The 24,442-nt window shown below is 60.3% G+C and carries 30 protein-coding genes; 28 read left to right on the forward strand and 2 right to left on the reverse strand.

Features of this window, described 5'->3' with window-relative positions; genetic code table 11:
• The first annotated feature begins 31 nt into the window (after nt 1–31).
• Nucleotides 32–673 (forward strand): dethiobiotin synthase, encoded by a 642-nt coding sequence (bioD, locus tag GSR16_RS00430; RefSeq protein WP_159874633.1) that lies wholly within the window; start codon nt 32–34, stop codon nt 671–673.
• A gap of 21 nt (nt 674–694) precedes the next feature.
• On the opposite strand, the gene GSR16_RS00435 is transcribed toward bioD, so the two are convergent.
• Complete coding sequence (locus GSR16_RS00435; protein ID WP_159874634.1) at nt 695–1,906, reverse strand: HD-GYP domain-containing protein; 1,212 nt, start codon at nt 1,904–1,906, stop codon at nt 695–697.
• A 310-nt stretch (nt 1,907–2,216) separates the two neighbouring features.
• Between GSR16_RS00435 and coxB the strand changes: the two genes are divergently transcribed.
• From coxB to GSR16_RS00460, 5 genes are read left to right on the forward strand one after another with little or no spacing between them, the layout of a single operon-like run.
• A complete protein-coding gene (gene coxB / locus GSR16_RS00440) occupies nt 2,217–3,350 on the forward strand; it encodes a cytochrome c oxidase subunit II (RefSeq protein ID WP_159874635.1) in 1,134 nt (377 codons plus the stop codon).
• A gap of 10 nt (nt 3,351–3,360) precedes the next feature.
• Complete coding sequence (gene ctaD / locus GSR16_RS00445) at nt 3,361–4,989, forward strand: cytochrome c oxidase subunit I (RefSeq protein WP_240902564.1); 1,629 nt, start codon at nt 3,361–3,363, stop codon at nt 4,987–4,989.
• A gap of 12 nt (nt 4,990–5,001) precedes the next feature.
• On the forward strand, nt 5,002–5,544 hold the full coding sequence (locus GSR16_RS00450; RefSeq protein ID WP_159874636.1) for a cytochrome c oxidase assembly protein: 543 nt from the start codon (nt 5,002–5,004) through the stop codon (nt 5,542–5,544).
• The gene (locus GSR16_RS00455) at nt 5,541–5,717 is read left to right on the forward strand and encodes a DUF2970 domain-containing protein (RefSeq protein ID WP_159874637.1); all 177 of its coding nucleotides are present in this window, start codon (nt 5,541–5,543) and stop codon (nt 5,715–5,717) included. The genes GSR16_RS00450 and GSR16_RS00455 overlap by 4 nt, the downstream gene beginning before the upstream one ends.
• A gap of 12 nt (nt 5,718–5,729) precedes the next feature.
• On the forward strand, nt 5,730–6,593 hold the full coding sequence (locus tag GSR16_RS00460; RefSeq protein ID WP_159874638.1) for a cytochrome c oxidase subunit 3: 864 nt from the start codon (nt 5,730–5,732) through the stop codon (nt 6,591–6,593).
• A gap of 7 nt (nt 6,594–6,600) precedes the next feature.
• Here the strand turns inward: GSR16_RS00460 and GSR16_RS00465 are convergent, their stop codons facing one another.
• Complete coding sequence (locus GSR16_RS00465) at nt 6,601–6,801, reverse strand: DUF2909 domain-containing protein (protein ID WP_159874639.1); 201 nt, start codon at nt 6,799–6,801, stop codon at nt 6,601–6,603.
• A 91-nt stretch (nt 6,802–6,892) separates the two neighbouring features.
• Between GSR16_RS00465 and GSR16_RS00470 the strand changes: the two genes are divergently transcribed.
• The 22 genes from GSR16_RS00470 (at nt 6,893) to GSR16_RS00575 (ending at nt 24,442) form a co-directional block, all read left to right on the forward strand.
• Complete coding sequence (locus GSR16_RS00470; protein ID WP_159874640.1) at nt 6,893–7,501, forward strand: SURF1 family protein; 609 nt, start codon at nt 6,893–6,895, stop codon at nt 7,499–7,501.
• Entirely contained in the window at nt 7,498–8,001 is a 504-nt protein-coding gene (locus GSR16_RS00475; RefSeq protein ID WP_159874641.1) for a hypothetical protein, read from the forward strand. The genes GSR16_RS00470 and GSR16_RS00475 overlap by 4 nt, the downstream gene beginning before the upstream one ends.
• Nucleotides 8,002–8,056: 55 nt before the next feature.
• Entirely contained in the window at nt 8,057–9,103 is a 1,047-nt protein-coding gene (locus GSR16_RS00480) for a COX15/CtaA family protein (protein ID WP_159874642.1), read from the forward strand.
• Between the two features lie 13 nt (nt 9,104–9,116).
• The gene (locus GSR16_RS00485; protein WP_159874643.1) at nt 9,117–10,019 is read left to right on the forward strand and encodes a heme o synthase; all 903 of its coding nucleotides are present in this window, start codon (nt 9,117–9,119) and stop codon (nt 10,017–10,019) included.
• 23 nt (nt 10,020–10,042) lie between these two features.
• Nucleotides 10,043–10,609, forward strand: a complete 567-nt coding sequence (locus GSR16_RS00490) for an SCO family protein (protein ID WP_240902565.1) — start codon at nt 10,043–10,045, stop codon at nt 10,607–10,609.
• Between the two features lie 45 nt (nt 10,610–10,654).
• Nucleotides 10,655–11,419 carry a flagellar brake protein gene (locus GSR16_RS00495; protein WP_240902566.1) on the forward strand — a complete coding sequence of 255 codons (765 nt, stop codon included), beginning with the start codon at nt 10,655–10,657 and terminating at the stop codon, nt 11,417–11,419.
• A 39-nt stretch (nt 11,420–11,458) separates the two neighbouring features.
• On the forward strand, nt 11,459–12,100 hold the full coding sequence (gene hisG, locus GSR16_RS00500; protein WP_159874645.1) for an ATP phosphoribosyltransferase: 642 nt from the start codon (nt 11,459–11,461) through the stop codon (nt 12,098–12,100).
• Nucleotides 12,101–12,117: 17 nt separating this feature from the next.
• The gene (gene hisD, locus GSR16_RS00505; RefSeq protein ID WP_159874646.1) at nt 12,118–13,410 is read left to right on the forward strand and encodes a histidinol dehydrogenase; all 1,293 of its coding nucleotides are present in this window, start codon (nt 12,118–12,120) and stop codon (nt 13,408–13,410) included.
• 229 nt (nt 13,411–13,639) lie between these two features.
• A complete protein-coding gene (gene hisC, locus GSR16_RS00510; RefSeq protein WP_159874647.1) occupies nt 13,640–14,710 on the forward strand; it encodes a histidinol-phosphate transaminase in 1,071 nt (356 codons plus the stop codon).
• A gap of 4 nt (nt 14,711–14,714) precedes the next feature.
• Nucleotides 14,715–15,308: an imidazoleglycerol-phosphate dehydratase HisB gene (gene hisB / locus GSR16_RS00515; protein ID WP_045845854.1), complete on the forward strand. Its 594-nt coding sequence runs from the start codon at nt 14,715–14,717 to the stop codon at nt 15,306–15,308.
• Between the two features lie 37 nt (nt 15,309–15,345).
• Nucleotides 15,346–15,987 (forward strand): imidazole glycerol phosphate synthase subunit HisH, encoded by a 642-nt coding sequence (hisH, locus tag GSR16_RS00520; protein WP_159874648.1) that lies wholly within the window; start codon nt 15,346–15,348, stop codon nt 15,985–15,987.
• Between the two features lie 19 nt (nt 15,988–16,006).
• Nucleotides 16,007–16,750, forward strand: coding sequence for a 1-(5-phosphoribosyl)-5-[(5-phosphoribosylamino)methylideneamino]imidazole-4-carboxamide isomerase (gene hisA / locus GSR16_RS00525; protein ID WP_159874649.1), 744 nt, complete (start codon nt 16,007–16,009; stop codon nt 16,748–16,750).
• Nucleotides 16,751–16,812: 62 nt separating this feature from the next.
• Entirely contained in the window at nt 16,813–17,580 is a 768-nt protein-coding gene (gene hisF, locus GSR16_RS00530) for an imidazole glycerol phosphate synthase subunit HisF (protein WP_045845852.1), read from the forward strand.
• Nucleotides 17,577–17,969, forward strand: coding sequence for a phosphoribosyl-AMP cyclohydrolase (hisI, locus tag GSR16_RS00535; RefSeq protein WP_159874650.1), 393 nt, complete (start codon nt 17,577–17,579; stop codon nt 17,967–17,969). The genes hisF and hisI overlap by 4 nt, the downstream gene beginning before the upstream one ends.
• 124 nt (nt 17,970–18,093) lie before the next feature.
• Nucleotides 18,094–18,414, forward strand: coding sequence for a phosphoribosyl-ATP diphosphatase (locus GSR16_RS00540; protein ID WP_159874651.1), 321 nt, complete (start codon nt 18,094–18,096; stop codon nt 18,412–18,414).
• Nucleotides 18,415–18,436: 22 nt separating this feature from the next.
• Nucleotides 18,437–18,760, forward strand: a complete 324-nt coding sequence (locus GSR16_RS00545; protein WP_159874652.1) for a histidine triad nucleotide-binding protein — start codon at nt 18,437–18,439, stop codon at nt 18,758–18,760.
• A 57-nt stretch (nt 18,761–18,817) separates the two neighbouring features.
• Nucleotides 18,818–19,021, forward strand: coding sequence for a Sec-independent protein translocase subunit TatA (gene tatA, locus GSR16_RS00550; protein ID WP_089082610.1), 204 nt, complete (start codon nt 18,818–18,820; stop codon nt 19,019–19,021).
• A 15-nt stretch (nt 19,022–19,036) separates the two neighbouring features.
• Nucleotides 19,037–19,549 carry a Sec-independent protein translocase protein TatB gene (tatB, locus tag GSR16_RS00555; RefSeq protein WP_159874653.1) on the forward strand — a complete coding sequence of 171 codons (513 nt, stop codon included), beginning with the start codon at nt 19,037–19,039 and terminating at the stop codon, nt 19,547–19,549.
• Nucleotides 19,546–20,289 carry a twin-arginine translocase subunit TatC gene (gene tatC / locus GSR16_RS00560; protein WP_159874654.1) on the forward strand — a complete coding sequence of 248 codons (744 nt, stop codon included), beginning with the start codon at nt 19,546–19,548 and terminating at the stop codon, nt 20,287–20,289. Before tatB ends, tatC begins: the two co-directional genes overlap by 4 nt.
• On the forward strand, nt 20,286–20,633 hold the full coding sequence (locus GSR16_RS00565) for a DUF2069 domain-containing protein (RefSeq protein WP_159874655.1): 348 nt from the start codon (nt 20,286–20,288) through the stop codon (nt 20,631–20,633). Before tatC ends, GSR16_RS00565 begins: the two co-directional genes overlap by 4 nt.
• 231 nt (nt 20,634–20,864) lie before the next feature.
• The gene (locus GSR16_RS00570; protein ID WP_159874656.1) at nt 20,865–23,033 is read left to right on the forward strand and encodes a type I secretion system permease/ATPase; all 2,169 of its coding nucleotides are present in this window, start codon (nt 20,865–20,867) and stop codon (nt 23,031–23,033) included.
• The gene (locus GSR16_RS00575) at nt 23,033–24,442 is read left to right on the forward strand and encodes an HlyD family type I secretion periplasmic adaptor subunit (protein WP_159874657.1); all 1,410 of its coding nucleotides are present in this window, start codon (nt 23,033–23,035) and stop codon (nt 24,440–24,442) included. Before GSR16_RS00570 ends, GSR16_RS00575 begins: the two co-directional genes overlap by 1 nt.

Below are 24,442 nucleotides of genomic sequence, written 5' to 3' on the forward strand. Positions count from 1 at the left end.
GCCTGCTTCATTCTTGCAAGGCGCGCACATCATGTCCCAGGGATTTTTCATTACCGGCACCGATACCGAAATCGGCAAAACCCATTCCGCCGTCGCGCTGATCCGCCATTGGCAGGCACAGGGCCAGCGGGTATTGGCGATGAAACCGGTGGCCTCCGGCTGCGAGATTCTGCCGGACGGCAGCTGGCTGAATGACGATGTGGCCCGGCTGGTGGCGGCAAGCGGACAGCAGGATCTGGACCTGATGAACCCCTACCGCTTTTTGCCGCCGGTATCGCCCCATATTGCCGCGCGTGAGGCCGGTGTGGAGATTTCGCTGGAGCGTATTGTCAGCCACTACCGGCAACTGGCGACGCAGGCGGATACCGTGCTGGTGGAAGCCGCCGGTGGCTGGCTGGCCCCATTGGCCGATGGCGTGTACATGGAGGACATGGCACGTGCGCTGCAACTGCCGGTGATTCTGGTGGTGGGCATGCGGCTGGGCTGCATCAACCATGCCTTGCTCACGGTGCGGGCGATCGAGGCTTCCGGCCTGACACTGGCGGGCTGGGTGGCCAACCGGGTGGTGCCGCAGCAACTGGCCTATGCCGACAATCTGGCTACCCTCAAGGCAGCCATCTCCGCACCGCTGCTGCTGGAGCTGCCTTACGACGGGGCTGCATCCCAGGGCTAGCTCCTGTCGGCACTGGTCTTGTCAGCTGGCGGTCACCGGCGTGTCGAGCAAAGTGCTGCTGAGTTCCTGAAACAGCATGCAGTCATCCGGTCCCAGCCGGTCTTGGGTCAGGCTCAGGTCCCGGCCCAGATTGCGCAGCCGCCAGTTGATTTCCTGGCTGGCGAGCATGATTTCCAGCTGCAGATCTTCCTCCTGCCCCAACTGATTGCCTGACTGCATGCCCGTGCTGAACAGCGAGCGCTGGATGCCATCAAACTGGCTCATGCAGCGGCTGAGAGTGATCTGACCGGTACTACTCAGCTTTTCTTCTTGTAAATTCAGTAGTTGGTGGGTGATGGTTCCGATGTGCTTGAGCAGGGCGTGCAGGTCTTCCATGGCCTGTGTCATGCCATTGGCGGTGGCATTGCTCTGACTTAGCTGACGGATAATGCGGTTAAGCAGGGAGACCGATGGCCGGTGGAATTCACCCGGAATGATGCGCAAGGCAATATCCAGCCTTTGATAGGGGTGGCTTTTGTGTAGCAGCAGCTGGGTGGCCAGGTCAGCTACCGCGATGATCTGACCGGCAATCCCCAGCTCTTTTTCCTTTTCCCGGCGTGGATAGCCGCTGCCATCCAGCCGTTCATGGTGCTGCAAAATGGCCAGCGCTACCGTTTCCTTGTGGGTGAACTGCCCCAGTTGCCGCATCTGGCGGTAGCCGATCAGCGGATGTGCCATGCGGTGACGCCACAGGGTGGCACTGTTGCCAGCCTCCGGGCTGACTGTTCTGGGGCTCAGATAGAGCTCGCCGATATCATGAAACAGCGCCGCCAGTGCAATTTGTTCCAGCAGGATGCTGGATTGCCCAGTGCGCAAGGCCAGTCCCAGGCTGATCAGGCAGCACAGCAGGCCGTGATCCAGCTGCTCTTGTTCTTCCAGCATGGCCAGGAGAATGGTGAGGGAGTGATTGAGCGGCAGATTCTCCAGCACGGCAAGGCAGGCATGCCGATGTGCTGTTTTTTCCAGTAGCACCTGCAGCAGCCTTTGGTTGGAAAGCAAGTGCTGGCATTTTTCTTGCAGCAGGGCATGTGCTGCAAAATCCGGCAGAGCCAGGCTAGCTTCCAGTGGCGAGCGCAGCAATTGCTGCGGCAATTCCTGTACGTGCTGGTTCTGCAATGTCTGCCCGCTGTTAAGCAGGATGCTGCCATCCGTTGCCGCCAGGCTGTGTTCTACCACAATGGACTGTCTGGCCATCAGCCCCGACAGGGAGGCCAGAAAATGAGGATTTGCACTGTACTGCTCATGGCTTGCATTCGGCATGATGGGTGTAGGCAGTGTGGGCTGGGCAGGTTTTAGCTGAAATGATCATGAATCATTCATCATTATTTGCCATCGTAACGCAATTACAAGAATATGCTTACGGAATTTACATCCCTGCCGCACTGCGTCATGAAAGATTCTTGTTTTTATTCACGCCTGACCTAGGATTGCAAGCAGCTGTTGATATTTGTTGTCAGTGCTTGAACAGGCCGTCGAGTATCTTGTGGCCGGAAGAGGGGGACGCATGTCCTGCCCGCGCTTGTGCGGCAGTAGCGCCGCGTGGTTGATCCTGAACAGCACGGCGGTGCACGGGCAGAGTGCGGCCTTGAATCTGCAAGCCCCCGCCACTTCCCTGGCCAGGATGGAGTACGACCTGCACACCATGCTACTGCTGGTGACCGGGGCAATCTTCCTGCTGGTGTTGGCCGTGATGCTGTATGCCATCGTGCGGCACCGCAAGTCGGTCGGCCATGAGGCCAAACCCTTCCATGAAAACACCACGGTAGAAATCATCTGGACCGTGCTGCCCCTGCTGATCCTGCTGGCCATCGCCTGGCCGGCCACCCGCGCCGTGTTGAACCAGAAAAGCACGCATGGCGAGGACATGACCATCCGCATCACCGGCTATCAGTGGAAGTGGCGTTACGACTATCTGGACGATAATTTCGGCTTTGTCAGCCATCTGGCCACCCCACGTGCTGCCATGGCCGCCACCGCAGTACGTCCGGAACATTACCTGCTGGAAGTCGATGAGCCGCTGGTGCTGCCAACCGGGCGCAAGGTGCGCCTGCTGCTGACGGCCAACGATGTCATCCACTCCTGGTGGGTGCCGCAACTGGGTATCAAGCAGGATGCCATTCCCGGCTTCCTGCGTGATGCCTGGTTCATGGTAGACAAGCCCGGCATTTACCGTGGCCAATGCTCGGAGCTGTGCGGCAAGGATCACGGCTTCATGCCCATCGTGGTGGATGCGCGCAGCCCGGAGGACTATGCCCGCTGGCGTACGGCGCGGCTGCAACAGCTGGCGGCCAGTGCTGACGATCCGTCCAAGGTATGGTCGCTGGCGGCCCTGCGCGAACGCGGCGAGAAGGTGTACGGCCAGAACTGTCTGCCTTGTCATCAGGCCAGCGGCAAGGGCATCCCCGGTAACTTTCCGGCGCTGGATGGCTCACCGATAGTCAATGGTGACAAGGCGGCGCATATCCGCATCGTGTTTCATGGCAGTCAGCGCAATCCGGCCATGCAGGCCTGGGGCAAGCAGTTGTCCGATACCGAAATTGCTGCCGTCATCACCTATGAGCGCAATGCCTGGGGTAACAATACCGGCCAGCTGGTACAGCCGGCTGAAATTCGCGCCGTGCGTGGCGGTAGCGGTTGAGGAGATGGTCATGGACATGGCAAGCGGTGCAGCAGACAAGCTGCCCACGGCGCACAAGCCGCATGGGCTGGGGCGCTGGTTGTTCGCCACCAATCACAAGGACATCGGTTCGCTGTATCTGTGGTTTGCCTTCAGCATGTTTCTGGTAGGGGGCGTGCTGGCACTGTGCATCCGCGCCGAACTGTTCAGTCCCGGTTTGCAGTTCTTCCAGCCGGAACTATTCAACCAGCTGACTACCCTGCACGGGCTGATCATGGTGTTCGGTGCCATCATGCCGGCCTTCACCGGGCTGGCCAACTGGATGCTGCCGCTGATGATAGGCGCGCCGGACATGGCGTTTGCCCGCATGAACAACTGGAGCTTCTGGCTATTGCCACCGGCCATGTCCCTGCTGCTGCTGTCCTTCATCGTTCCCGGCGGTGCGGCGGCTGCGGGCTGGACGCTGTACGCGCCGCTGTCGGTACAGCTGGGCATGGGCATGGATCTCACCATCTTTGCCATCCACATTCTGGGGGTCAGCTCCATCATGGGAGCCATCAACATCGTGGTCACCATCATCAATCTGCGTGCGCCGGGCATGCGCATGATGAATATGCCGATGTTTGCCTGGGCCAGCCTGATTACCGCCTACCTCATTATCGCGGTGATGCCGGTGCTGGCCGGTGCCGTCACCATGGTGCTGACCGACCGTCACTTCGGCACCCACTTTTTCAATGCGGCCGGTGGGGGTGATCCCATCCTGTACCAGCATGTGTTCTGGTTTTTCGGTCATCCGGAGGTCTACATCATGGCCTTGCCGGCCTTTGGCATTGTCAGCCAGGTGATTCCCACCTTCGCGCGCAAGCCCTTGTTCGGCTACAGCTCCATGGTGTATGCCACCAGCTCCATCGGCGTGCTGTCCTTCATGGTGTGGGCGCACCACATGTTTGTCACCGGCATGCCGGCCACCGCCCAGCTGTTCTTCATGTACGCCACCATGCTGATTGCCGTGCCAACCGGGGTGAAGGTGTTCAACTGGATTGCCACCATGTGGCAAGGCAGCATGAGTTTTGAAACCCCGATGTTGTTTGCCATCGGTTTCATCCTGTTATTCACCATCGGCGGCCTGTCCGGTGTGACGTTGAGCGTGGCGGCGGTGGATGTGCAATTGCATGGCAGCTATTACGTGGTGGCGCATTTTCACTATGTGCTGGTGGCCGGTGCCTTGTTCAGCCTGTTTTCCGCTGTCTACTACTGGTTTCCCAAGATGACCGGCCGCATGTATGTGGAGCGGCTGGGCCAGCTGCATTTCTGGTGGTCCTTGCTGTGGTTCAACGTCACCTTCTTTCCCATGCATTTTCTGGGTTTGGCCGGCATGCCGCGCCGCATCCCGGATTACGCGCTGCAATTTACCGATTTCAACCGTATAGCCAGTATTGGCGCCTTCATGTTTGGCCTGGGGCAGCTGATTTTCCTGATCAATATCCTGTATTCGCTGCGCCACGGCAAAACCGCGCCGCAGCAGCCATGGGAAGGGGCCAATACCCTGGAGTGGCGTTTGCCCACGCCCGCGCCCTATCACAGCTTCAGTCAGCCGCCGCAACTGGAAACGGCTGAAAACGGGGTGGTGCTGAGCATGCGGGATGGCGGGCAGGTTTAGCGGGAGCGGGAAATGGATAGCCGGCGGATGGCCAATGCAGTATTGCTGCGCCGCTTGCTGCTGGCGGCAGTGCTGATGTTCGGCTTTGCCTGGCTGCTGGTGCCGCTGTACCGGGTGCTGTGCGAGGTGACTGGCCTGAACCGGGTGGTGGCTGCCGATGCCTTGTCGGGCGAGGCCGAAGTACAGCCAGCGGCGCGACCGGTGGAGCTGCAACTGGACGCCATGGTGCAGCCCGGCCTGCCCTGGCAGGTGCGGCCGCAGCAATCCCGGCTAAAGGTGGAAACCGGCCAGTTCATCCAGCTGCAGTATGAAATGCGCAATAACAGTCAGCAAAAAGTAGTTGGCCAGGCGATTCCGCGTTATCTGCCGGCTGAGGCCGCCGCCTATGTCAAGAAGCTGGAATGCTTCTGTTTTCGCCAGCAGCTGTTTCAGCCAGGAGAGACGCGGCGTTTTCCGGTGGTGTTGTTGATCGACCGGCAGCTGCCCGCCGGGATTGATCGCATCACGCTGGCATATAGCGTGTTTGACGTGCCGGGGCAGGGGAGCGGGCCGTGAATGGCTGGCGTGGTGTACTGGCCGTGCTGTCGGCTTTTGCCGGCATTCGCAAACGGCAGTCGGTGCAGGGAGACAGTCAGTTGCGGCCATGGCAACTGGTCATCACCGCGTTGTTGCTCGTACTGATGCTGATTGGCTTGCTGCTGGCGCTGGCCAACTGGATCGGTGCTTGAGGAGAGTGCGCAATGGACATTCGGGAACACCATGCAGCCGGGCAATATTTTGTGCCAGCCCCTTCGCGCTGGCCGGCGCTGGGTGCCGCCGCGCTGTTTTGCCTGGGCCTTGGGGCCGCACTGGCCGTTAACGGCGTGGGGTGGAGTGGCTGGCTGCTGCTGGCCGGCGGCCTGGCCTTGCTGCGCATGTTGTTTGGCTGGTTTGGCGATGTGATTGGCGAAAACCAGCAGGGCCGCTATCAAGGCCAGGAGAGCATGTCTTTTCGCTGGGGCATGGGCTGGTTCATCTTCTCCGAAGTCATGCTGTTTGGCGCATTTTTTGGTGTGCTGTTCTGGCTGCGCCTGGTGGCGCTGCCTACGCTGGGCAGCCTGGATTACAAGTGGCTATATCCTGATTTCTCCCCCAGTTGGCCCTTGCTGACGGCACCGCAGGCGATGGTGAGCTATCAGGCAATGGAAGCCTGGGGCTTGCCGGCACTCAATACGCTGATTCTGTTGTCTTCCGGCGCTACGCTGACCTGGGCGCACTGGGGGCTGCTGCAGGGGCGGCGGCGGCAACTGCAACGCGGTTTGCTGTTCACCTTTAGCCTGGGCGGCCTGTTTCTGGTCTTGCAGGCCATCGAATACCACCACGCCTGGACTACGCAGCATTTGACGCTGTCTGCCGGTGCCTATGGCATGACCTTCTACATGCTGACCGGCCTGCATGGCCTGCATGTACTGCTGGGTAGCATCATCCTGCTGGTGGTGTGGTTACGGGTGCTGCGCGGGCATTTCGACCACCAGCACCATTTCGCCTTCGAGGCGGCGGCCTGGTACTGGCATTTTGTGGATGTGGTGTGGCTGCTGCTGTTTGTGCTGGTGTACTGGCTATGAATCCTGCTCAGCCCGGCTGGTGTGGCCGCCACCAGCCAAACAACACACCCAGCAGCAACAACATGAACAGGCCGATGGACAAGCCGACACGCAAGGTCAGCGAGCGGATCAGCCGTTGTGATCCCGAATCCGCCTTGAGCAGGCCGGAAAGCCCCCAGAACAGTACCAGCACGATACAGGCCAGCAAGAACACAATGATGATTTTCATGGCGGAATCCCCCGGTACTGCCCGGACAGCAAACACATGTATTCAGTCTAGTGGCAAAAAACGTGGCCGTGGGTTTCTGTTGTTATGCGTCTTGTTACCTTTTGTACTGGCGTTGTGGCAATGGCAGCGCGGCATGGACAAGCTGCGGCTGGAGCAGATGCTATTGGCACGGCAGGCACCGGCGGTAGTGACTGCCTTGCCGGCAGCAGGAGAGCCCGATATGGCCCGTTACCAGTTGGCGGGTGCTAGTGCCGGTGGCATGCCCATCCTGCTGGACAACAGCCTGCTGGACGGTATGCCGGGCCAGCGCATATTGCAGGTGCTGCGGCTGGATAATGGCAGTCTGGTGCTGGCAGACCTGGGCTGGCGGGCTGCCGCGCAACCTGTGCCGGTGCAGCGCCTGCCGCAGCGTCTGTCCGGTCAATGGTTGCCATGGCACGCACGCTGGACTCTGCCTGGTGCGCGGCAGGGCATTGACGGCGTGGTGGATGATGTCGACCGTGCTGCCTTGCAGCAGCGTTATCCGGGGCGCTGGCATCCGGGAGTATTCATCCTGCAGCCGCCCTTGTCCGGATTGCAGCCCTGGCCTCTGCAGCCAAGCTTGTCGGCCCAGCGCCATTTTGCCTATGCGCTGCAGTGGCTGTTGCTGGCAGTGTGTGCGTTGCTGCTGTGGCGACGCTGGGTGCGGAGTGCGGAATGAATGCGCGCCGCACGGGACAACTGCGCTTGCTGGCCATGCTGGCGCTGTGCCTGCTGCCGGTTGTTGCTGCCTGGTTCAGCTACCGTTTTTTGCCACCTGAGGGTGGCAAGAGTTATGGCGAGATGCTGCCCACGGTGCATTTTGTGGCGGCGGAGCAGCAAGCCTGGCCGCGTGGGCAGTGGGTACTGGTGACGCAGACGGCTGCGGCGTGTCAGCGGTCCTGTCGGCAGCGGCTGTATGCAATGCGTCAGGTTCATCTGGCGCTGGGCGAGGCCGCGCCGCGGGTACGCAGGGTACTGCTGCATGACCGACAGGTTGTTGCTGCCAGCGACGGTGTGTTGCTGTTGCCGCAGCGACAACCCATCCAGCCTGAGCGACAGGGCTTCTACCTGATCGATCCGCAGGGCAACCAGTTGCTGTTTTATGCCGATACCTTGCGGCCGGAACGCATCATCCGCGAACTGGCGATGGTGCTAAAGGTGAACAACGGCATGGGTTGAAGCATTCACCAGCCCGGTAGCGCAAACCTGCTACCGGACTGACCGGGAGGCTGTGATGCGAAAACTGCTGTGCTTGGCCGTGGTGCTGGCCGTGGTTTTGCTGCCGCTGGGCGCTTATGTGCGCCTGTCCCAGGCGGGTCTGGGCTGCCCGGACTGGCCTGGTTGCTACGGTCGCCTGTCTCCTGTCCATGCTGCTGCCGAGATTGCCCATGCCATGCAGTTGCAGCCGGATGGCCCGGTCAGCCCGGACAAGGCCTGGAAGGAAATGACTCATCGCTATCTGGCAGGTGTGCTCGGCATGCTGGTGCTGGGGTATTGGTGGCAAGCCTGGCGGCAGCGGCAGCGCCTGGCAGCAGCCAGCCTGCTGCTGGTCTTGCTGCTGCTGCAAGCTACGCTGGGCATGTTGACGGTTACATTGCAGCTGCGACCGCTGGTGGTGACCACCCACCTGCTGCTGGGCATGTCCTTGTTTGCCCTGCTGTTGCGAGAGGCGATCGGGCGATACCAGCCACGGGTGGCCGTCTTGCCCTCACCGTGGCGGCTGGCGGCTTTGCTGGTGTTGTTGCTGCTGGGACAGATTGCTCTGGGTGGCTGGATGGCGGCCAACCAGGCCGCACTGGCCTGCCAGGGCTTCCCGCGCTGCAATGGCAACTGGTGGCCGGACATGCAACTGGCGGCAGCGCTGCCGGGTTGGCCTCTTGCTGCGGGTGGACATGTCGCGCTGCCAGCTGCCGCACTGGTGGCGGTGCACTGGCTACACCGGGTAGGGGCCTTGTTGCTGCTATGCGTGCTGGTTGCCGTGATCTGGCGCTTGTGGTGCTACTCGGCCTTGCGCAGAAACCTGTGCCTGCTTGGGCTGCTGGCCGGGCTGCAGCTGCTGTTGGGCATTGCCAATGTCTTGTGGTTGCGGCCTTTACCGGTGGCCCTGGCCCATCATGTACTGGCCATGCTGCTACTGGCCTTGGCTCTGGGCTTGCTGTGTCGTTTGCAGCCAGTGGCATCCTGGCGTGGCCGGATTGCGATCCGGGAGCGGCAGGCCCAGCCTGCCGCCATCTTGGTGCGCAACTGGCCGGGCAAGCGTTCCGGCATGCATGGCGAATGATGGCGGAATCAACATGAAACCAGCCGGAACTCTGCCGCAGTACCATTGGCAGCATGCACGCGCCATGCTGCAGCTGGCCAAACCACGGGTGCTGGCGTTGATTCTGTTCTGTGCCGTCAGTGGCATGCTGCTGGCCCAGCCGAGCTTGCCGTCGCCAGGGCGGATGGCGATCGCCAGCCTGGGCATTGCCCTGATGGCTGCGGCGTCGGCCATGCTCAACTGCATGCTGGAGAAGTCGCTGGATGCGCGCATGCAGCGCACTGCCTGGCGGGCGACCGCCCGGGGCGAGGCTGGCCGGGTGGAAACCCTGTCGCTGGCTCTGGTGCTGGCTGGTAGCGGCATGCTGTTGCTGATCGGCATCAATGTGCTGACTGCATGGCTGACACTGGGCGGACTGCTGATCTATGTGCTGGTCTACACACTATGGCTCAAGCCGCGCACCCCGCAGAATATCGTGATCGGCGGTCTGGCCGGTGCCCTGCCTCCCTTACTGGGCTGGACAGCAATGACGGGTGAAGTCAGCCCGCATGCCTTGCTATTGCTATTGATCATCTACGTGTGGACGCCCCCCCATTTCTGGGCGCTGGCCTTGTACCGGCGCAGCGACTATGCCCGCGCCGGCCTGCCCATGCTGCCGCTCACCCACGGCCAGTCGTTTACCACGCTGTCCATCCTGCTCTATACCCTGTTGTTGGGTGCCGTCAGCCTGTTGCCGCTGGCCATTGGCGTAGCCGGCCTGATCTACTTGCTGCTGGCGCTGCTGCTGGATGCGCGCTTCTTGTTTCTTGCTGTGCAACTGCATCGTCAGTATGCTGACGCCTTGGCGCGTCGCACCTTCCGCTGGTCTATCTGGTATCTGGCCGGCTTGTTTGGTGCAATGCTGCTTGATCACTATTGTTTGCTACCGGTTATCTGATGCGCTTCCTGTTACGAATTCTGATGCTTTCCTGCCTGCTGGCGGCACTGGCCGCCTGTGCGCCCCCGGCTGCGGCCAAGCTGGACCTCAAGGGTACCGACATGAGCGAAACCCAGCTGGGTGGCGATTTCAGTCTGACCGACCATCTGGGCAAGCCACGCAAACTGTCCGACTTTTCCGGCAAGGTGGTGGCCCTGTTCTTTGGCTACACGCATTGCCCTGATGTCTGCCCCACCACCATGCTGGAATACGCTGCGGTGATGAAAAAGCTGGGAGCGGATGCCGACAAGGTGCAGGTGTTGTTTGTTACCGTGGACCCGGAACGGGATACCAGTACGGTGCTGGCCGGCTATGTGCCGCATTTTGATGCCCGTTTTGTCGGCCTGACCGGCAGTACGGCACAGATAGAGCCGGTAAAGGCCGCCTACAAGGTGGTGGCGCAGAAGGTGGACGACACCAATGGGGCTTACACCGTGGACCACAGCGCCGGATCCTATCTATTCGATAAAAGCGGAAAATTGCGGGTTTATGAGGCGTATGGCACGCCGGCAGACAGCCTGACTCATGATATTCGTCAGCTGTTACGCTAGAATTCAGGCAACGATTCACATTTACAGCGGAAAGAAGCACCCATCGTGAGCCAAGACAACACCGCCGGTATGCCGCATGGCGACCATGCCCAGCCCGATCTGACCAGGTATACCCTGGCCACACCGGTTGAGGTGGTGCACCATCTGGCCTCCATCGCCAAGTCTGGTCATATGGTGACGGTGTTTTCCAATAAGGGAAAAACCTTCATTCTCACCCGCTTTCTGGAAGTAGACGCCAAGCGTGGCGTGCTGTTGCTGGATTGGGGTGCGGATCCGGCCACCAACGAGCAGTTGCTGGCCAGTGAGCGCAATGTGTTTGTCTGTTCACCCGAGGGGGTGAAAACCCAGTTTGTCACCACCGCCGCACGCAAGGTGATGCTGGACAGCGGCCCTGCCTTCGAGGTGGACCTGCCGGAGCAGGTGATCAAGCTGCAGCGCCGCGAATTTTTCCGCATCCAGACCCCGGTGGGTAACCCGGTGAATTGCCATATCGCCGACTACCCGAACCGCCCGCTGGACCTGGTGCTGTTCGACATCAGTCTGGGCGGCTGCAGCCTGTGGCTGCCGGCAGCACAAACGCCAGGCTTCGAGCTTGGCCAGAAATACCAGAATTGCACTTTCGAGCTCAAGCCCATGGGCAGCCTGCGGGTGAGCATTGAAATCCGGCACCATCTGAGTACCCGTTTGCGTAACGGTAACGATGCAGTGCGTGTCGGCTGTGCCTTTCTCAACATGACGCCGTCGTCAGAAACGCTGGTACAGCGTTATGTCGGTCATCTGGAGCGGGAACGCCGTGCTCTGGTCGGCTGATGATGGCCTTCTTACCCATTCCATTGCCTGTCTAATATCATGACCCTGACTATTGCCCTGTCCAAAGGGCGCATCTTTGAAGAAACCCTGCCCCTGCTGGCCGCTGCCGGCATTGTTCCGGCGGAAGATCCGGAATCCTCGCGCAAGCTCATCATCGGTACCAACCATGACGACGTGCGGCTGGTGATTGTAAGAGCCTCTGACGTCCCCACCTATGTACAGTACGGCGCGGCCGATCTGGGCATTGCCGGGCGCGATGTGCTGATCGAACACGGTGGCGAGGGCCTGTACCAGCCGCTGGACCTGAACATTGCCAAGTGCAAGATGATGGTGGCGGTGGAAAACGGCTTTGACTACCAGAATGCCGTGCGCCAGGGCGCGCGCCTGAAAGTGGCCACCAAGTACCCCAAAATCGCCCGTGAACACTTTGCCGCCAAGGGAGTACACGTGGACATCATCAAGCTGTACGGCTCGATGGAGCTGGCACCGCTGGTGGGGCTGGCCGATGCCATCGTTGACTTGGTATCCACCGGCGGCACGCTGCGCGCCAATAATCTGGTGGCGGTGGAACACATCATCGACATCAGTTCGCGTCTGGTGGTGAACCAGGCCGCGCTCAAGCTCAAATACGACCGCATCCAGCCGGTGCTGGATGCCTTTGCCTCTGCCGTGCCGGCATAAGGCAGAAACGGAATCCCATGCTGAAACTGTCTTCGACCCAAGCTGATTTCCAGCAGCAACTGCAAGCACTGCTGGCCTTTGAAACCGCGCAGGACCCAGCAGTGGACAGCGCCGTGGCGGCCATCTGTGATGACGTCAAGGCGCGTGGCGATGCCGCCGTGCTGGAATACACCAATCGCTTCGACCGCATGCAGGCCACTTCCATGGCCGATCTCACCCTGTCGCGTGAGCAACTGGAAGCAGCCTGGCTGCGGCTGTCCGCCGAAGTACAGCAGGCACTGAGCGCCGCCGCCGAGCGCGTACGCCGTTACCACGAAAAACAGCTGGCGCATTCCTGGAGCTACGAGGACGAAGACGGCACTCTGCTGGGCCAGCAAGTCACCCCGCTGGACCGCGTGGGCATCTACGTGCCCGGTGGCAAGGCCGCCTATCCCAGCTCGGTACTGATGAACGCGATGCCGGCCAAGGTGGCGGGTGTGGGCGAAATCATCATGGTGGTGCCCACTCCGCAAGGTGAGCGTAACGACCTGGTGTTGGCCGCTGCCTTCATCGCCGGTGTGGACAAGGTATTCACCTGTGGTGGTGCCCAGGCTGTGGCCGCGCTGGCCTATGGTACCCAAACCATCCCGCAGGTAGACAAGATCACCGGCCCGGGCAATGCCTATGTGGCCGCTGCCAAGCGCCGTGTGTTCGGCGTGGTGGGCATCGACATGGTGGCCGGCCCGTCCGAAATTCTGGTGATCAGCGATGGCAACACCCCGGCCGACTGGATTGCCATGGACCTGTTCAGCCAGGCCGAGCACGACGAAATCGCCCAGGCCATCCTGCTGTGCCCGTCGGAGGAATACATTGCCGAAGTGGAAGCCAGCATTGAAAAGCTGCTGCCCACCATGCCGCGCCGCGCCATCATCGAAGCCAGCCTGGGCAACCGTGGCGCGCTGATCCAGGTGCGCGACCTAGCCGAAGCCTGCGAGATTGCCAATTACATTGCGCCGGAACATCTGGAGCTGTCGGTGGCCGATCCGGACGCCAGCCTGCCGCTGCTGCGCCATGCCGGTGCCATCTTCATGGGCCGTTTCACCTCGGAAAGCCTGGGCGACTACTGCGCCGGCCCCAACCACGTGCTGCCCACCAGCCGCACCGCGCGCTTTGCCAGCCCGCTGGGGGTGTACGACTTCCAGAAGCGCTCCAGCCTGATTCGCGTGTCTGCTGCTGGTGCACAGAAGCTGGGCAAGATTGCCAGCGTACTGGCCCATGGCGAAGGCCTGACCGCCCACGCCCGCGCTGCCGAGCTGCGGCTGGAACCCTGAGCAAAATTGCTTCAGCTAAAGACAGGGCCGCGCCAATGCCGGCCCTGTTTTTTTTGGGCGATGGAAATGTCGTTTTCCTGCGCCAGCATGGCGGTCCGGCACCGGGCGCTGCTAGCCCAAAACGACCGAACACGGTAGGATAGCCCCCTCCAGCGTTGTACTGACAACGCCCCTGTTGACCTGTATGGCCGGGTCGGTTGCGCAAGATAACCGGCACAGCCCCATCATCATGACATTGACTGCCAAGCAACTGGTCCGTCCGGAAATTGCCGGAATCAAGGCCTACCACGTGGCCGACGCCAGCGGCCTCATCAAGCTGGACGCCATGGAAAATCCGTACGCACTGCCATCTGCACTGCGTGCCGAGCTGGGCCAGTGCCTGGCCGAGGTGGCCATCAACCGTTATCCCGATCCGCATGGCGGCGGGCTGAAGGACGAACTGAAGACGGCGTTTGACATCCCGGCAGCCGCCAGTGTGCTGCTGGGTAATGGCTCGGACGAAATCATCACCCTGATTGCCCAGGCGCTGGCGCGACCCGGCGCGGTGATGCTGGCGCTGGAACCGTCCTTCGTCATGTACCGCATGAATGCGCTGTTCTCCGGCCTGCAGTATGTCGGCGTGCCGCTGAATGCCGACTTCAGCCTGAATCTGCCAGCCTTGCTGGAGGCCATTGCCACCCATCAACCGGCGATGGTGTTCCTGTCTTATCCCAATAATCCCACCGGCCCGCAATTTTCCCGCGAGCAGGTATTGGCGGTGCTGGATGCCGCGCCGGGACTGGTGGTGGTGGATGAGGCCTACCAGGCCTTTGCCAGCGACAGCCTGATGGATCTGGCCGGCAGCCGCCCTAATCTGCTGGTGATGCGTACCCTGTCCAAGCTGGGTCTGGCCGGCCTGCGCCTGGGCTATGCTGCAGGCTGTGCCGAATGGATAGACGAGCTGGACAAGGTACGCCCGCCCTACAACATCAATGTGCTGACCCAGGCGGCCGCCCGCTTTGCGCTGCGCCATCTGGATGTGTTCATGCAGCAGGCACAAACCCTGCGCGACGAACGCCAGCGCCTGCTGCAGGTCTTGCGCCAGTACAGCGCGCTGACGGCATTTGATTCACAGGCCAATTTTGTCACCATCCGCGTGCCGGATGCCGCAGAACTGTTTGCCTTTCTGAAGAAAAATGGCATCCTGATCAAGAACTTGCATGGCAGCCACCCGCTGCTGGACCAATGCCTGCGCCTCACCGTGGGCAGCCCGGATGAAAACACGGCCGTGCTTGCTGCACTGGCCGGCTACTTTGCCTGAAACCATGAGAACAGCCTCCGTTACCCGCAATACCCTGGAAACCCAGATCACCGTCACCCTGAACCTGGATGGTACTGGCCGCAGCCATTTCGATACCGGCGTGCCCTTTCTCGACCACATGATGGACCAGATTGCCCGCCACGGCCTGATCGACCTGGACATCGTGGCCAAGGGAGATTTGCACATTGATGCCCACCACACGGTGGAAGACATCGGCATCACGCTGGGCCAGGCCTTTGCCAAGGCCATTGGCGACAAGAAGGGCATCCGCCGTTACGGCCATGCCTACGTGCCGCTGGACGAAGCGCTCAGCCGCGTGGTGATCGACCTCTCCGGCCGTCCCGGCCTGGTGTACAACGTGGAATACACCCGCGCCAGCATCGGCCAGTTCGATGTCGACCTGTTCTCCGAGTTCTTCCACGGCTTCGTCAACCACAGCATGGTGACCCTGCACATCGACAATCTGCGCGGGGTAAACAGCCACCATCAGGCGGAAACCATCTTCAAGGCCTTTGGCCGCGCGCTGCGCATGGCCTGTGAAGTGGACGAACGCATGGGCGGTGCCACGCCGTCCACCAAGGGCACGCTGACGGCCTGAGCCGCAGCCTACCTTCACCCGAACAGTTAGGGGCAAGATGAAAGTCGCAGTAATCGACTATGGCATGGGCAATCTGCACTCGGTGCTCAAGTCCATCCAGGCAGTCAACGACCAGGGCGCGGACATTTTCCTCAGCCGCGACCCGGAAGCCATCGTCAAGGCGGACAAGGTGGTGTTTCCTGGTCAGGGCGCCATGCCGGACTGCATGCGCGAGCTCAACAGCTACGGTCTGGCCGAAGCCGTACGTGAAACCACGCAGACCAAGCCGTTTTTTGGCATCTGCGTGGGTGCACAGTTGCTTTTCCAGCACAGTGAAGAAGGCGATACGCCAGGACTTGGCTTGTTTCCGGGCAATGTGGTCCGGTTTTCGGCTAACCTGACAGATGCCGCTGGCGAGCGCCTCAAAGTGCCGCACATGGGCTGGAACCGTGTTTACCAGACTTCGTCCCATCCGCTGTTTGCCGGGATCGAAAATGGCGAACGCTTCTATTTTGTCCACAGCTACCACTTTGCCCCGGCTGATGCAGCACTGACGCTGGCGGAAAGTGAGTACCCGGACAGGTTTTCCTGTATCGTCGGGCGTGGCAATATTTTTGCGACGCAGTTCCATACCGAAAAGAGCCACCGTGCCGGTCTTCAGATGATGAAGAACTTCCTGGCATGGGACGGCAGTGTTTAACTTACGTTGATCTAGCACCATGCTGCTTATACCCGCTATCGACCTCAAGGATGGTCAATGCGTACGCCTGAAACAAGGCGTCATGGACGATGCCACCGTCTTTTCCGATGACCCGGTCCAGGTGGCCGCCCACTGGCGAGACCAGGGTGCGCGCCGTCTGCATCTGGTGGACCTGAACGGTGCCTTTGCCGGCAAACCCAAGAACCTGAATGTCATCCGCTCCATCCTGCAGGAAGTGGGCGATGACATGCCGGTACAACTGGGTGGCGGCATTCGCGATCTGGACACCATCGAAAAATACCTGGACATGGGCCTGTCCTACGTCATCATCGGGACGGCCGCGGTGAAAACCCCGGGCTTTCTGCATGATGCCTGCGATGCCTTCCCCGGCCAGGTGATTGTCGGCCTGGATGCCAAGGACGGCATGGTGGCCATCGATGGCTGGGCCAAGATCACCAATCACAATGTGATCGATCTGGCCAAGCGTTTCCAGGACTACGGTGTCAACTCGGTGATCTACACCGACATCGGTCGTGACGGCATGATGAATGGCGTCAATATCGAAGCCACCGTCAAGCTGGCCCAGGCACTGACCATTCCGGTGATTGCCTCCGGCGGCCTGACCAATCTCGACGACGTGCGCAATCTGTGTGGCGTTGAGGACGAAGGCATCGAAGGCGCCATCACCGGCCGCGCCATCTACGAGGGCAGCATTGATTTTGCTGCTGCGCAGACGCTGGCCGACGAACTGTCCGAGGCCTGATCCTGCCTTAAACCCCAGCTTGGCCGAATCCATTTCGGCCAAGCTTTTTTTGTGTCGTGAACATGACTCTGGCCAAACGCATTATCCCCTGCCTGGACGTGACTGCCGGTCGCGTCGTCAAGGGCGTCAACTTTGTCGGCCTGCGCGATGCCGGCGACCCGGTAGAAATTGCCCGTCGCTACAACGAGCAGGGTGCCGACGAGCTTACCTTTCTGGACATTACCGCCAGCTCTGACGACCGCGACCTGATCCTGCACGTGATCGAATCGGTGGCCGAGCAGGTGTTCATTCCGCTGACCGTGGGTGGTGGCGTGCGCAAGGTGGAAGACATCCGTCGTCTGCTTAATGCCGGTGCCGACAAGGTCAGCATCAATACCGCCGCTGTCACCAATCCGGAACTGGTGCGCGAAGCCGCGGCCAAGTTTGGCAGCCAGTGCATTGTGGTGGCGGTGGACGCAAAGGCGGTTACGCCGGAAAACGACCGCTGGGAAGTGTTCACCCATGGCGGTCGCAACCGTACCGGCATTGATGCCGTGGAATGGGCGCAGAAGATGCAGGAATACGGTGCCGGTGAAATCCTGCTCACCAGCATGGACCGCGACGGCACCAAGATCGGCTTCAACCTGCCGCTGACCCGTGCCGTGTCCGAAGGGGTGGGCATTCCGGTGATTGCCTCCGGCGGCGTGGGTAATCTGCAGCATCTGGTGGATGGGGTGAAGCTGGGCAAGGCCGATGCCGTACTGGCGGCCAGTATCTTCCACTTCAGTGAATACACGGTGCGCGAGGCCAAGGAAGCCATGCGTGATGCAGGCATCGAGGTGCGGCTATGAGCAACTGGCTGGATGAGGTGAAGTGGGATGCCCAGGGCCTGGTAACTGCCATTGCCCAGGACAGTGCCACCGGCCGCGTGCTGATGGTGGCCTGGATGAACCGCGAAAGCCTGCAACTGACGGCTGACACCGGCATTGCCCACTACTGGAGCCGTTCGCGCCAGAAGCTGTGGAAAAAGGGCGAGGAATCCGGCCATCTGCAAACCGTGCAGGAACTGCGCCTGGATTGCGACGGCGACGTGATCGTGATGCAGATCCAGCAAGCTGGTGGCATTGCCTGCCATACCGGCCGCGAGAGCTGCTTCTACCGCCGGTTTGAAAAGGGTGGCTGGACGGTCGTGGATGCAGTGCTGAAAGACCCGGACGCCATTTATCAGCACAAGCATTAAATTGCTCCGTATCAATTCATTATCACGCGCAGTCGCTACAATGGCAGGCCGTGTCCTGCGCTAACGGCCGATGAGCGAATCGGCCTATACTTGCCGAATTCCCAGTATGCAAAGGTGAAGCATCATGACTTTCGATGTGCTCAAGACGGTTGCCGATACACTGGAAGCCCGCCGCGAGGCGAGTCCCCAGTCGTCCTATGTCGCCTCCCTGTTCCACAAGGGCGAAGACGCCATCCTGAAAAAAGTGGCCGAGGAAGCTGCGGAAACCATCATGGCCTCCAAGGACAAGGACAAGCTGCACCTGGTGCGTGAAGTTGCTGACCTGTGGTTCCACACCATGGTATTGCTGACTTATCATGGCTTGCGTCCGGAGGATGTGCTGATGGAGCTGCATCGCCGCGAAGGTATTTCCGGCATCGACGAAAAAGCCTCCCGTCCTTCCTGAATTCTGCGTACAGGACCACGTTATGAGTGACTGCATTTTCTGCAAGATCGCAGCAGGGGATATTCCCTGCAACAAGGTTTACGAAGACGACGATGTCGTGGCATTTCACGATATCCGTCCGCTTGCACCGGTACATTTTCTGATCATTCCGAAACTGCATGTGGCCTCGCTGGCCGACTGCGGTCCGGAGCACGAAGCACTGCTGGGTCGCATCATGGGCCTGGTGCCGCGTCTGGCCGCCGAGCAGGGGCTGGAAGGTGGCTTCAAGACCGGCATCAATACCGGTCACGGTGGCGGCCAGGAAGTGTTCCACCTGCATGTACATGTTTTTGGCCACAAGGGCTGACGGTTTGCCGGCGCGCCGCATGCCGGGCGCGCCTGATCATTTTGAAAGGAAGTAGCAATGGGTTCTTTCAGTATCTGGCACTGGCTGGTTGTGTTGCTGATCGTGGTGCTGATTTTCGGTACCAAAAAACTGAAAAACGTGGGTGAAGACCTGGGCGGTGCTGTGCGCGGCTTCAAGGAAGGCATGAAGGGCGAGAATGAGAAAGCCGACAAGCCTGCCGAAACCGGTCGCATCATCGACAACGAATCCGACAAGAAATAAGCCGCGGGCCGCATCGTGTTCGATATCAGTTTTGGTGAAATCCTCCTGATCGGCATCGTCGCCCTGGTGGTACTGGGGCCGGAGCGCCTGCCTACCGTTGCCCGCACCCTGGGTGCGCTGGTAGCGCGGGCGCAGCGCTTTGTTTCCAGCGTCAAGGCCGACATCCACCAGCAAGCTAATCTGAACGGGCTGGATGGCCTGCGCAACGATATCCAGGATGCCGCCAACAGCTTCCGTTCCCAGATGGAAAGCGAAGTGCAGGGCGTGCGCGAGGTGATGGCCGAGCAGTCCGCCCAGCTACAGCAGCTTTCCGGCGAGGCGGTGGCACCCTTGGAGGAAGCTGCCCACACCATTCATGGTGGGCTGGACCTGCAGGCCGAGGCAGCACCGGCTACCGTAGCCTCCGCCGTGGTGGAAGAGAAAGCTGCCGCCGATGCGCCGCCGCGTGACGAAAATCAGCTTGATCTGTTCGATACCCCGCCAGCGGTTGCCAGTCAGCCTTCTACCGAGTCCCGTCCCCACGCATGAACGAACAACCTCTGCTTGCCCACCTGCTGGAATTGCGCACACGGCTGGTGCGCGCCATTCTGGGCCTGATGCTGGTTTTCCTCGGCCTGTTCCACTGGTCTGGCGACATCTACCACATACTGGCCAAGCCCTTGCTGGATGCGCTGCCCAATGGTGGCAGCATGATTGCCACCGAGGTGACGGCCACCTTCTTCGTGCCGATGAAGCTCACCATGCTGGTGGCCTTTCTCATCTCACTGCCCAATACCCTGTACCAGGTATGGGCCTTTGTGGCACCGGGTTTGTACAGCCATGAAAAGCGACTGATCCTGCCCCTGGTGGTGGCCAGCGTGCTGCTGTTTTTGCTGGGCATGTCCTTTGCCTATTTCCTGGTGTTTCCGGTGGCTTTCCACTTTTTCTCGATGATGACACCAAGCGGCGTCAGCATGATGACCGACATCGACAAGTACCTGTCTTTCGTGATGGGCATGTTCATTGCGTTTGGTGTCACCTTCGAGGTACCCATCATCGTCATCGTGCTAGTGCGCATGGGCGTGGTGTCGGTGGCCAAGCTGCGTGAAGGCCGGCCTTATGTCATCGTCGGGGCTTTTGTGGTGGCTGCGGTGGTGACGCCGCCGGATGTGTTGTCGCAAACCATGCTGGCCGTGCCTTTGTGGCTGCTGTACGAGGTAGGCATCATCATGGCCGTATTCATGTCGCGCCCGGGGCGTGCCGTCACGGTCGGAAATCAGGAAAAATGAACCGAAAACTGTTTCACTATGGCGCGGCCGCCAGTCTGGTAGCCCTGATTCTGCTGACCCTGGCCTGGGAGCTGTGGCTGGCCCCGGTACGGCCGGGTGGTTCCTTTCTGGCACTCAAGGCAGTCATCCTGCTGGCACCGCTGATGGGCATTCTCAAGGAACGGCTGTATACCTATCAGTGGTCCAGCATGTTCATTCTGGCCTTTTTTACCGAGGGCATCATGCGCAGTTGGGGAGACCATGGCCTGTCGCAGACGCTGGCGCTGTGGGAAGTGGCAATCAGCGTACTGTTTTTTGCCTGCGTGCTGGGCTTTGCCCGCACCTTCAAGCGCAAGCCGGCCTAGACATCGGCTGGTCTGGCAACTCAAGAAAACCTGCCTATGGCAGGTTTTCTTGTTTCTGAATGGCAGAATTGAAATTTCCTGCTGAAAATAAGCCAGTAAATCAGTTGTATTTTAAAGTAAATATTTTAACTGTTCTTAACATCTTGCTGGCTTTAGAGCTTCGATTAGAATGTCGTCATTAAGGGCGAACCAAACTCATCGCTCACGACAAAAGCATCTAAAGGGCAGCGCATGCATTCCCCGTCCCAGGCTGGACAACATGATTCCATTCCCCTGCAGGCAACACATCTCGATCCCTTGCTGGATTGTCTGTTTGCCCTGGCACGTGGCTACGGCATCAACGCCACCCGCGAATCGCTGGTAGCCGGCATTCCGCTGAGCAATAACCGGCTTAATCCGTCGATGTTCTCGCGTTCGGCACGGCGGATCGGCCTGACTTCGCGGGTGGTGCGTCAACCGCTGGACAAGCTGCGTGATGCGCTGTTACCGGCGGTGCTGCTGCTGGAAGGGGACGAAGCTTGCATCCTGCGTGCCATCGACCCGGTCAGCGGCATGGCACGGGTGAGCTTCTCCGAGCTGACCGAGTCGGAAGTCAGCATCTCGCTGGATGAACTGGCTGGCAAATACCTGGGGCTGGCCATTTTTGTCCGTCCCCGCTTCAATTTTGAACGCCGTGCGCCGGAGCTGGGTGAAATCCGCTCGCGCCACTGGTTCTGGCAAACCGTCTACGGCGGCCTGCCGCTGTATCGCGACGCCATGATTGCCGCCTTGCTGATCAACCTGTTTGCGCTGGTGATTCCGCTGGTGTCGATGAATGTGTACGACCGGGTGGTGCCCAATATGGCCACCGAAACGCTGTGGGTGCTGGCCATTGGCGGCCTGCTGGCGCTGGTATTCGATTTCCTGCTGAAAATGACCCGCGCCTATCTGATCGACCTGGCCAGCAAACGGGTGGATGTGACGCTGTCCAGCCTGATCATGGAACGGGTGCTGGGTATTCGCATGGAGGCCCGCCCGGCCTCGGTGGGCGCGTTTTCGTCCAATCTGCGTGCCTTTGAAACTGTGCGCGACTTTATCGCCTCGGCCTCCATCACCGCCCTGATCGACCTGCCTTTCGTGCTGATCTTCCTGCTGGTGATCCTGTGGATATCCCCGCTGTTGACCTTGCCGGTACTGGTGGGGGGGCTGCTGATGATTGTGTTTGCCCTGCTGATTCAGGAAAAGATGAAGGAGCTGACCGAGGCCACCTTGCGCGCTTCGGCTCAGCGCAATGCCCAACTGGTGGAAAACCTGGCCGGGTTGGAAACCATCAAGATCCTGGCCGCCGAAGGCCAGCAACAGGGGCGCTGGGAGCAGGGCACGCTGTTTCTGGCCCAAGTGGGCGCGCGCTTGAAGCTGCTGGCCACCTCGGCCAATACCTTTGCCGGTTTCATCACCCAACTGGTGTCCATCGTGATGCTGGTGCTGGGGGTGTACCAGATCATGGATGGCAATACCTCGCAAGGTGGCGTCATTGCTGCCGTGATGCTGTCCGGACGCGCCATGGCCCCGCTTGGCCAACTGGTGGGCTTGCTGACCCAGTATCACAACGCCAAGACCTCGCTGTCCTCGCTGGACGGTTTCATGAGCATGCCGGTGGAGCGGCCGCAGGATGCCAACTTCTTCCACCGCACCAGCTTCCAGGGTGAGATCGAGTTCCGCAATGTGTCGTTCAGCTATCCGGACAATCCGCAGCTGGCCTTGCGTAATGTCTCGTTCAAGATCAAGGCTGGCGAGCGGGTGGCCATCATCGGCCGGGTGGGTTCCGGCAAGTCCACGCTGCAGAAGCTGATTCTGGGGCTGTTCCGCCCGACGGAAGGCTCGGTGCGTGTTGATGGTATCGACATCAACCAGATCGATCCGGCAGAACTGCGCCGCCATATCGGCTATGTGCCGCAGGATGCCGTGCTGTTTTACGGCACCTTGCGGCAGAACATCGCCATGGGTGCACCGCATGCCTACGACGCCAGCGTGGCCGCTGCCGCCGAGCTGGCCGGGCTATCCGACTTCATCAACGGTCACCCGCAGGGTTTTGACATGATTATCGGCGAACGTGGAGATTCGCTGTCCGGTGGTCAGCGCAAGGCGGTGACCATTGCCCGTGCGCTGCTCAATGCACCACCTATCCTGCTGATGGACGAGCCCACCAGCAATATGGACAACACCACCGAAGGGCAGATCAAGCAGACGCTGCAGAAGGTGATGGTTGGCAAGACCATGATCATGGTCACCCATCACAACGCTTTGCTGGAGCTGGCGGACCGGCTGATCGTGATTGATAACGGTGCCATTGTGGCCGATGGCCCCAAGGCCGCGGTGATTCAGGCTCTGCAGCAGGGGCAGGTGGGGAGGGCAGGCTGATGAAAACGACTTGGAAACAACGCCTGCAAGGCTGGATTCGTGGTGGTCAGGGCCGTACTTCTCCCTACTGGGACAAGCTGATGGACTGGGCGGCGGCGCGCGATCTGCAGGATAGACAGGACTTTGCCACCGATGGTGACTGGGCGATTCTGGAGCAAAGTCCGGGCCGGCCACGGATATTCGTCTGGAGCATGCTGGCCTTGTTGCTGGTAGCACTGTTGTGGGCGGCACTGGCGCAGATTGACGAAGTGGCGCGCGGTGAAGGCAAGGTGGTGCCGGTATCGCAAAACCAGCATATCCAGAGCCTGGATGGCGGCGTGGTGTCGAAGATCCTGGTCAAGGAAGGCCAGATCGTGCAGAAAGGCCAGCTGCTGCTGAATATCGACAACACCCGCTTTGTGTCGTCGCTGAACGAAAATCAGGCGCAGTATCTGTCCTTGCTGGCCAAGGCGGCGCGCCTGCGCGCCATTGCCAACAATGTGCCGTTCGAACTGCCCAAGGAAGTGACGCAGCAGGCAGCCGACATTGCCCGGCAGGAAACCGACCTGTATCAGACCAAGCGCCGCGAACTGGATGCCAATGTGTCCATCGCCCGGCAGGAGCTGACCCAGCGCTCGCAAGAACTGAGCGAGGTACGCGCCAAGCTGACCCAGGCGCAGCAAGGCTACCAGCTGACTCAGCGCGAACTGGCTGTCACCAAGCCCTTGAAGGAATCCGGTGCGGTATCGGACGTGGACCTGCTGCGCTTGCAGCGCGACGTGTCGCGTTATCAGGGTGAGCGTGACATGGCCAGCGCACAGATTCCCAAGCTGCAGGCTGCCATCAGCGAAGCCAACCACAAGATCCAGGAAGTGGAACTTAACTTCCGCAATCTGGCCAGCGCCGAGCTGTCCGAAACCATGGGCAAGATCAACAGCCTGTCTGCCGGCAGCTCCGGCCTGGCCGACAAGGTGAAACTGTCCGAGGTGCGCTCGCCGGTCAAGGGCGAGGTCAAGCGCCTGTTCGTCAATACCATTGGCGGCGTGGTGCAGCCGGGCAAGGACATTCTGGAAATCGTGCCGCTGGAAGATTCGCTGATGATTGAAACCCGGGTGTCGCCGCGTGACATCGCCTTTCTGCGCCCGGGACAACACGCGATGGTGCGCTTTACCGCCTACGACTACACCGTGTACGGCGGCATGGAAGGCAGCCTGCAGGAAATCGGTGCTGATACCGTTACCGACGACAAAGGCAATGCTTTCTATATCGTGAAAGTGCGTACCAAACAGGGCGCGCTGGGCGAGAAGCATCTGCCCATCATCCCCGGTATGGTGGCGCAGGTGGACATCATGACCGGCAAGAAGAGCATTCTTTCCTATCTGCTGAAACCGGTACTGCGTGCCAAGGCAGAGGCCTTTACCGAGCGATGA

Source organism: Aquitalea denitrificans (assembly GCF_009856625.1).
In the GTDB taxonomy this organism is placed as follows: Bacteria; Pseudomonadota; Gammaproteobacteria; order Burkholderiales; family Chromobacteriaceae; genus Aquitalea; species Aquitalea denitrificans.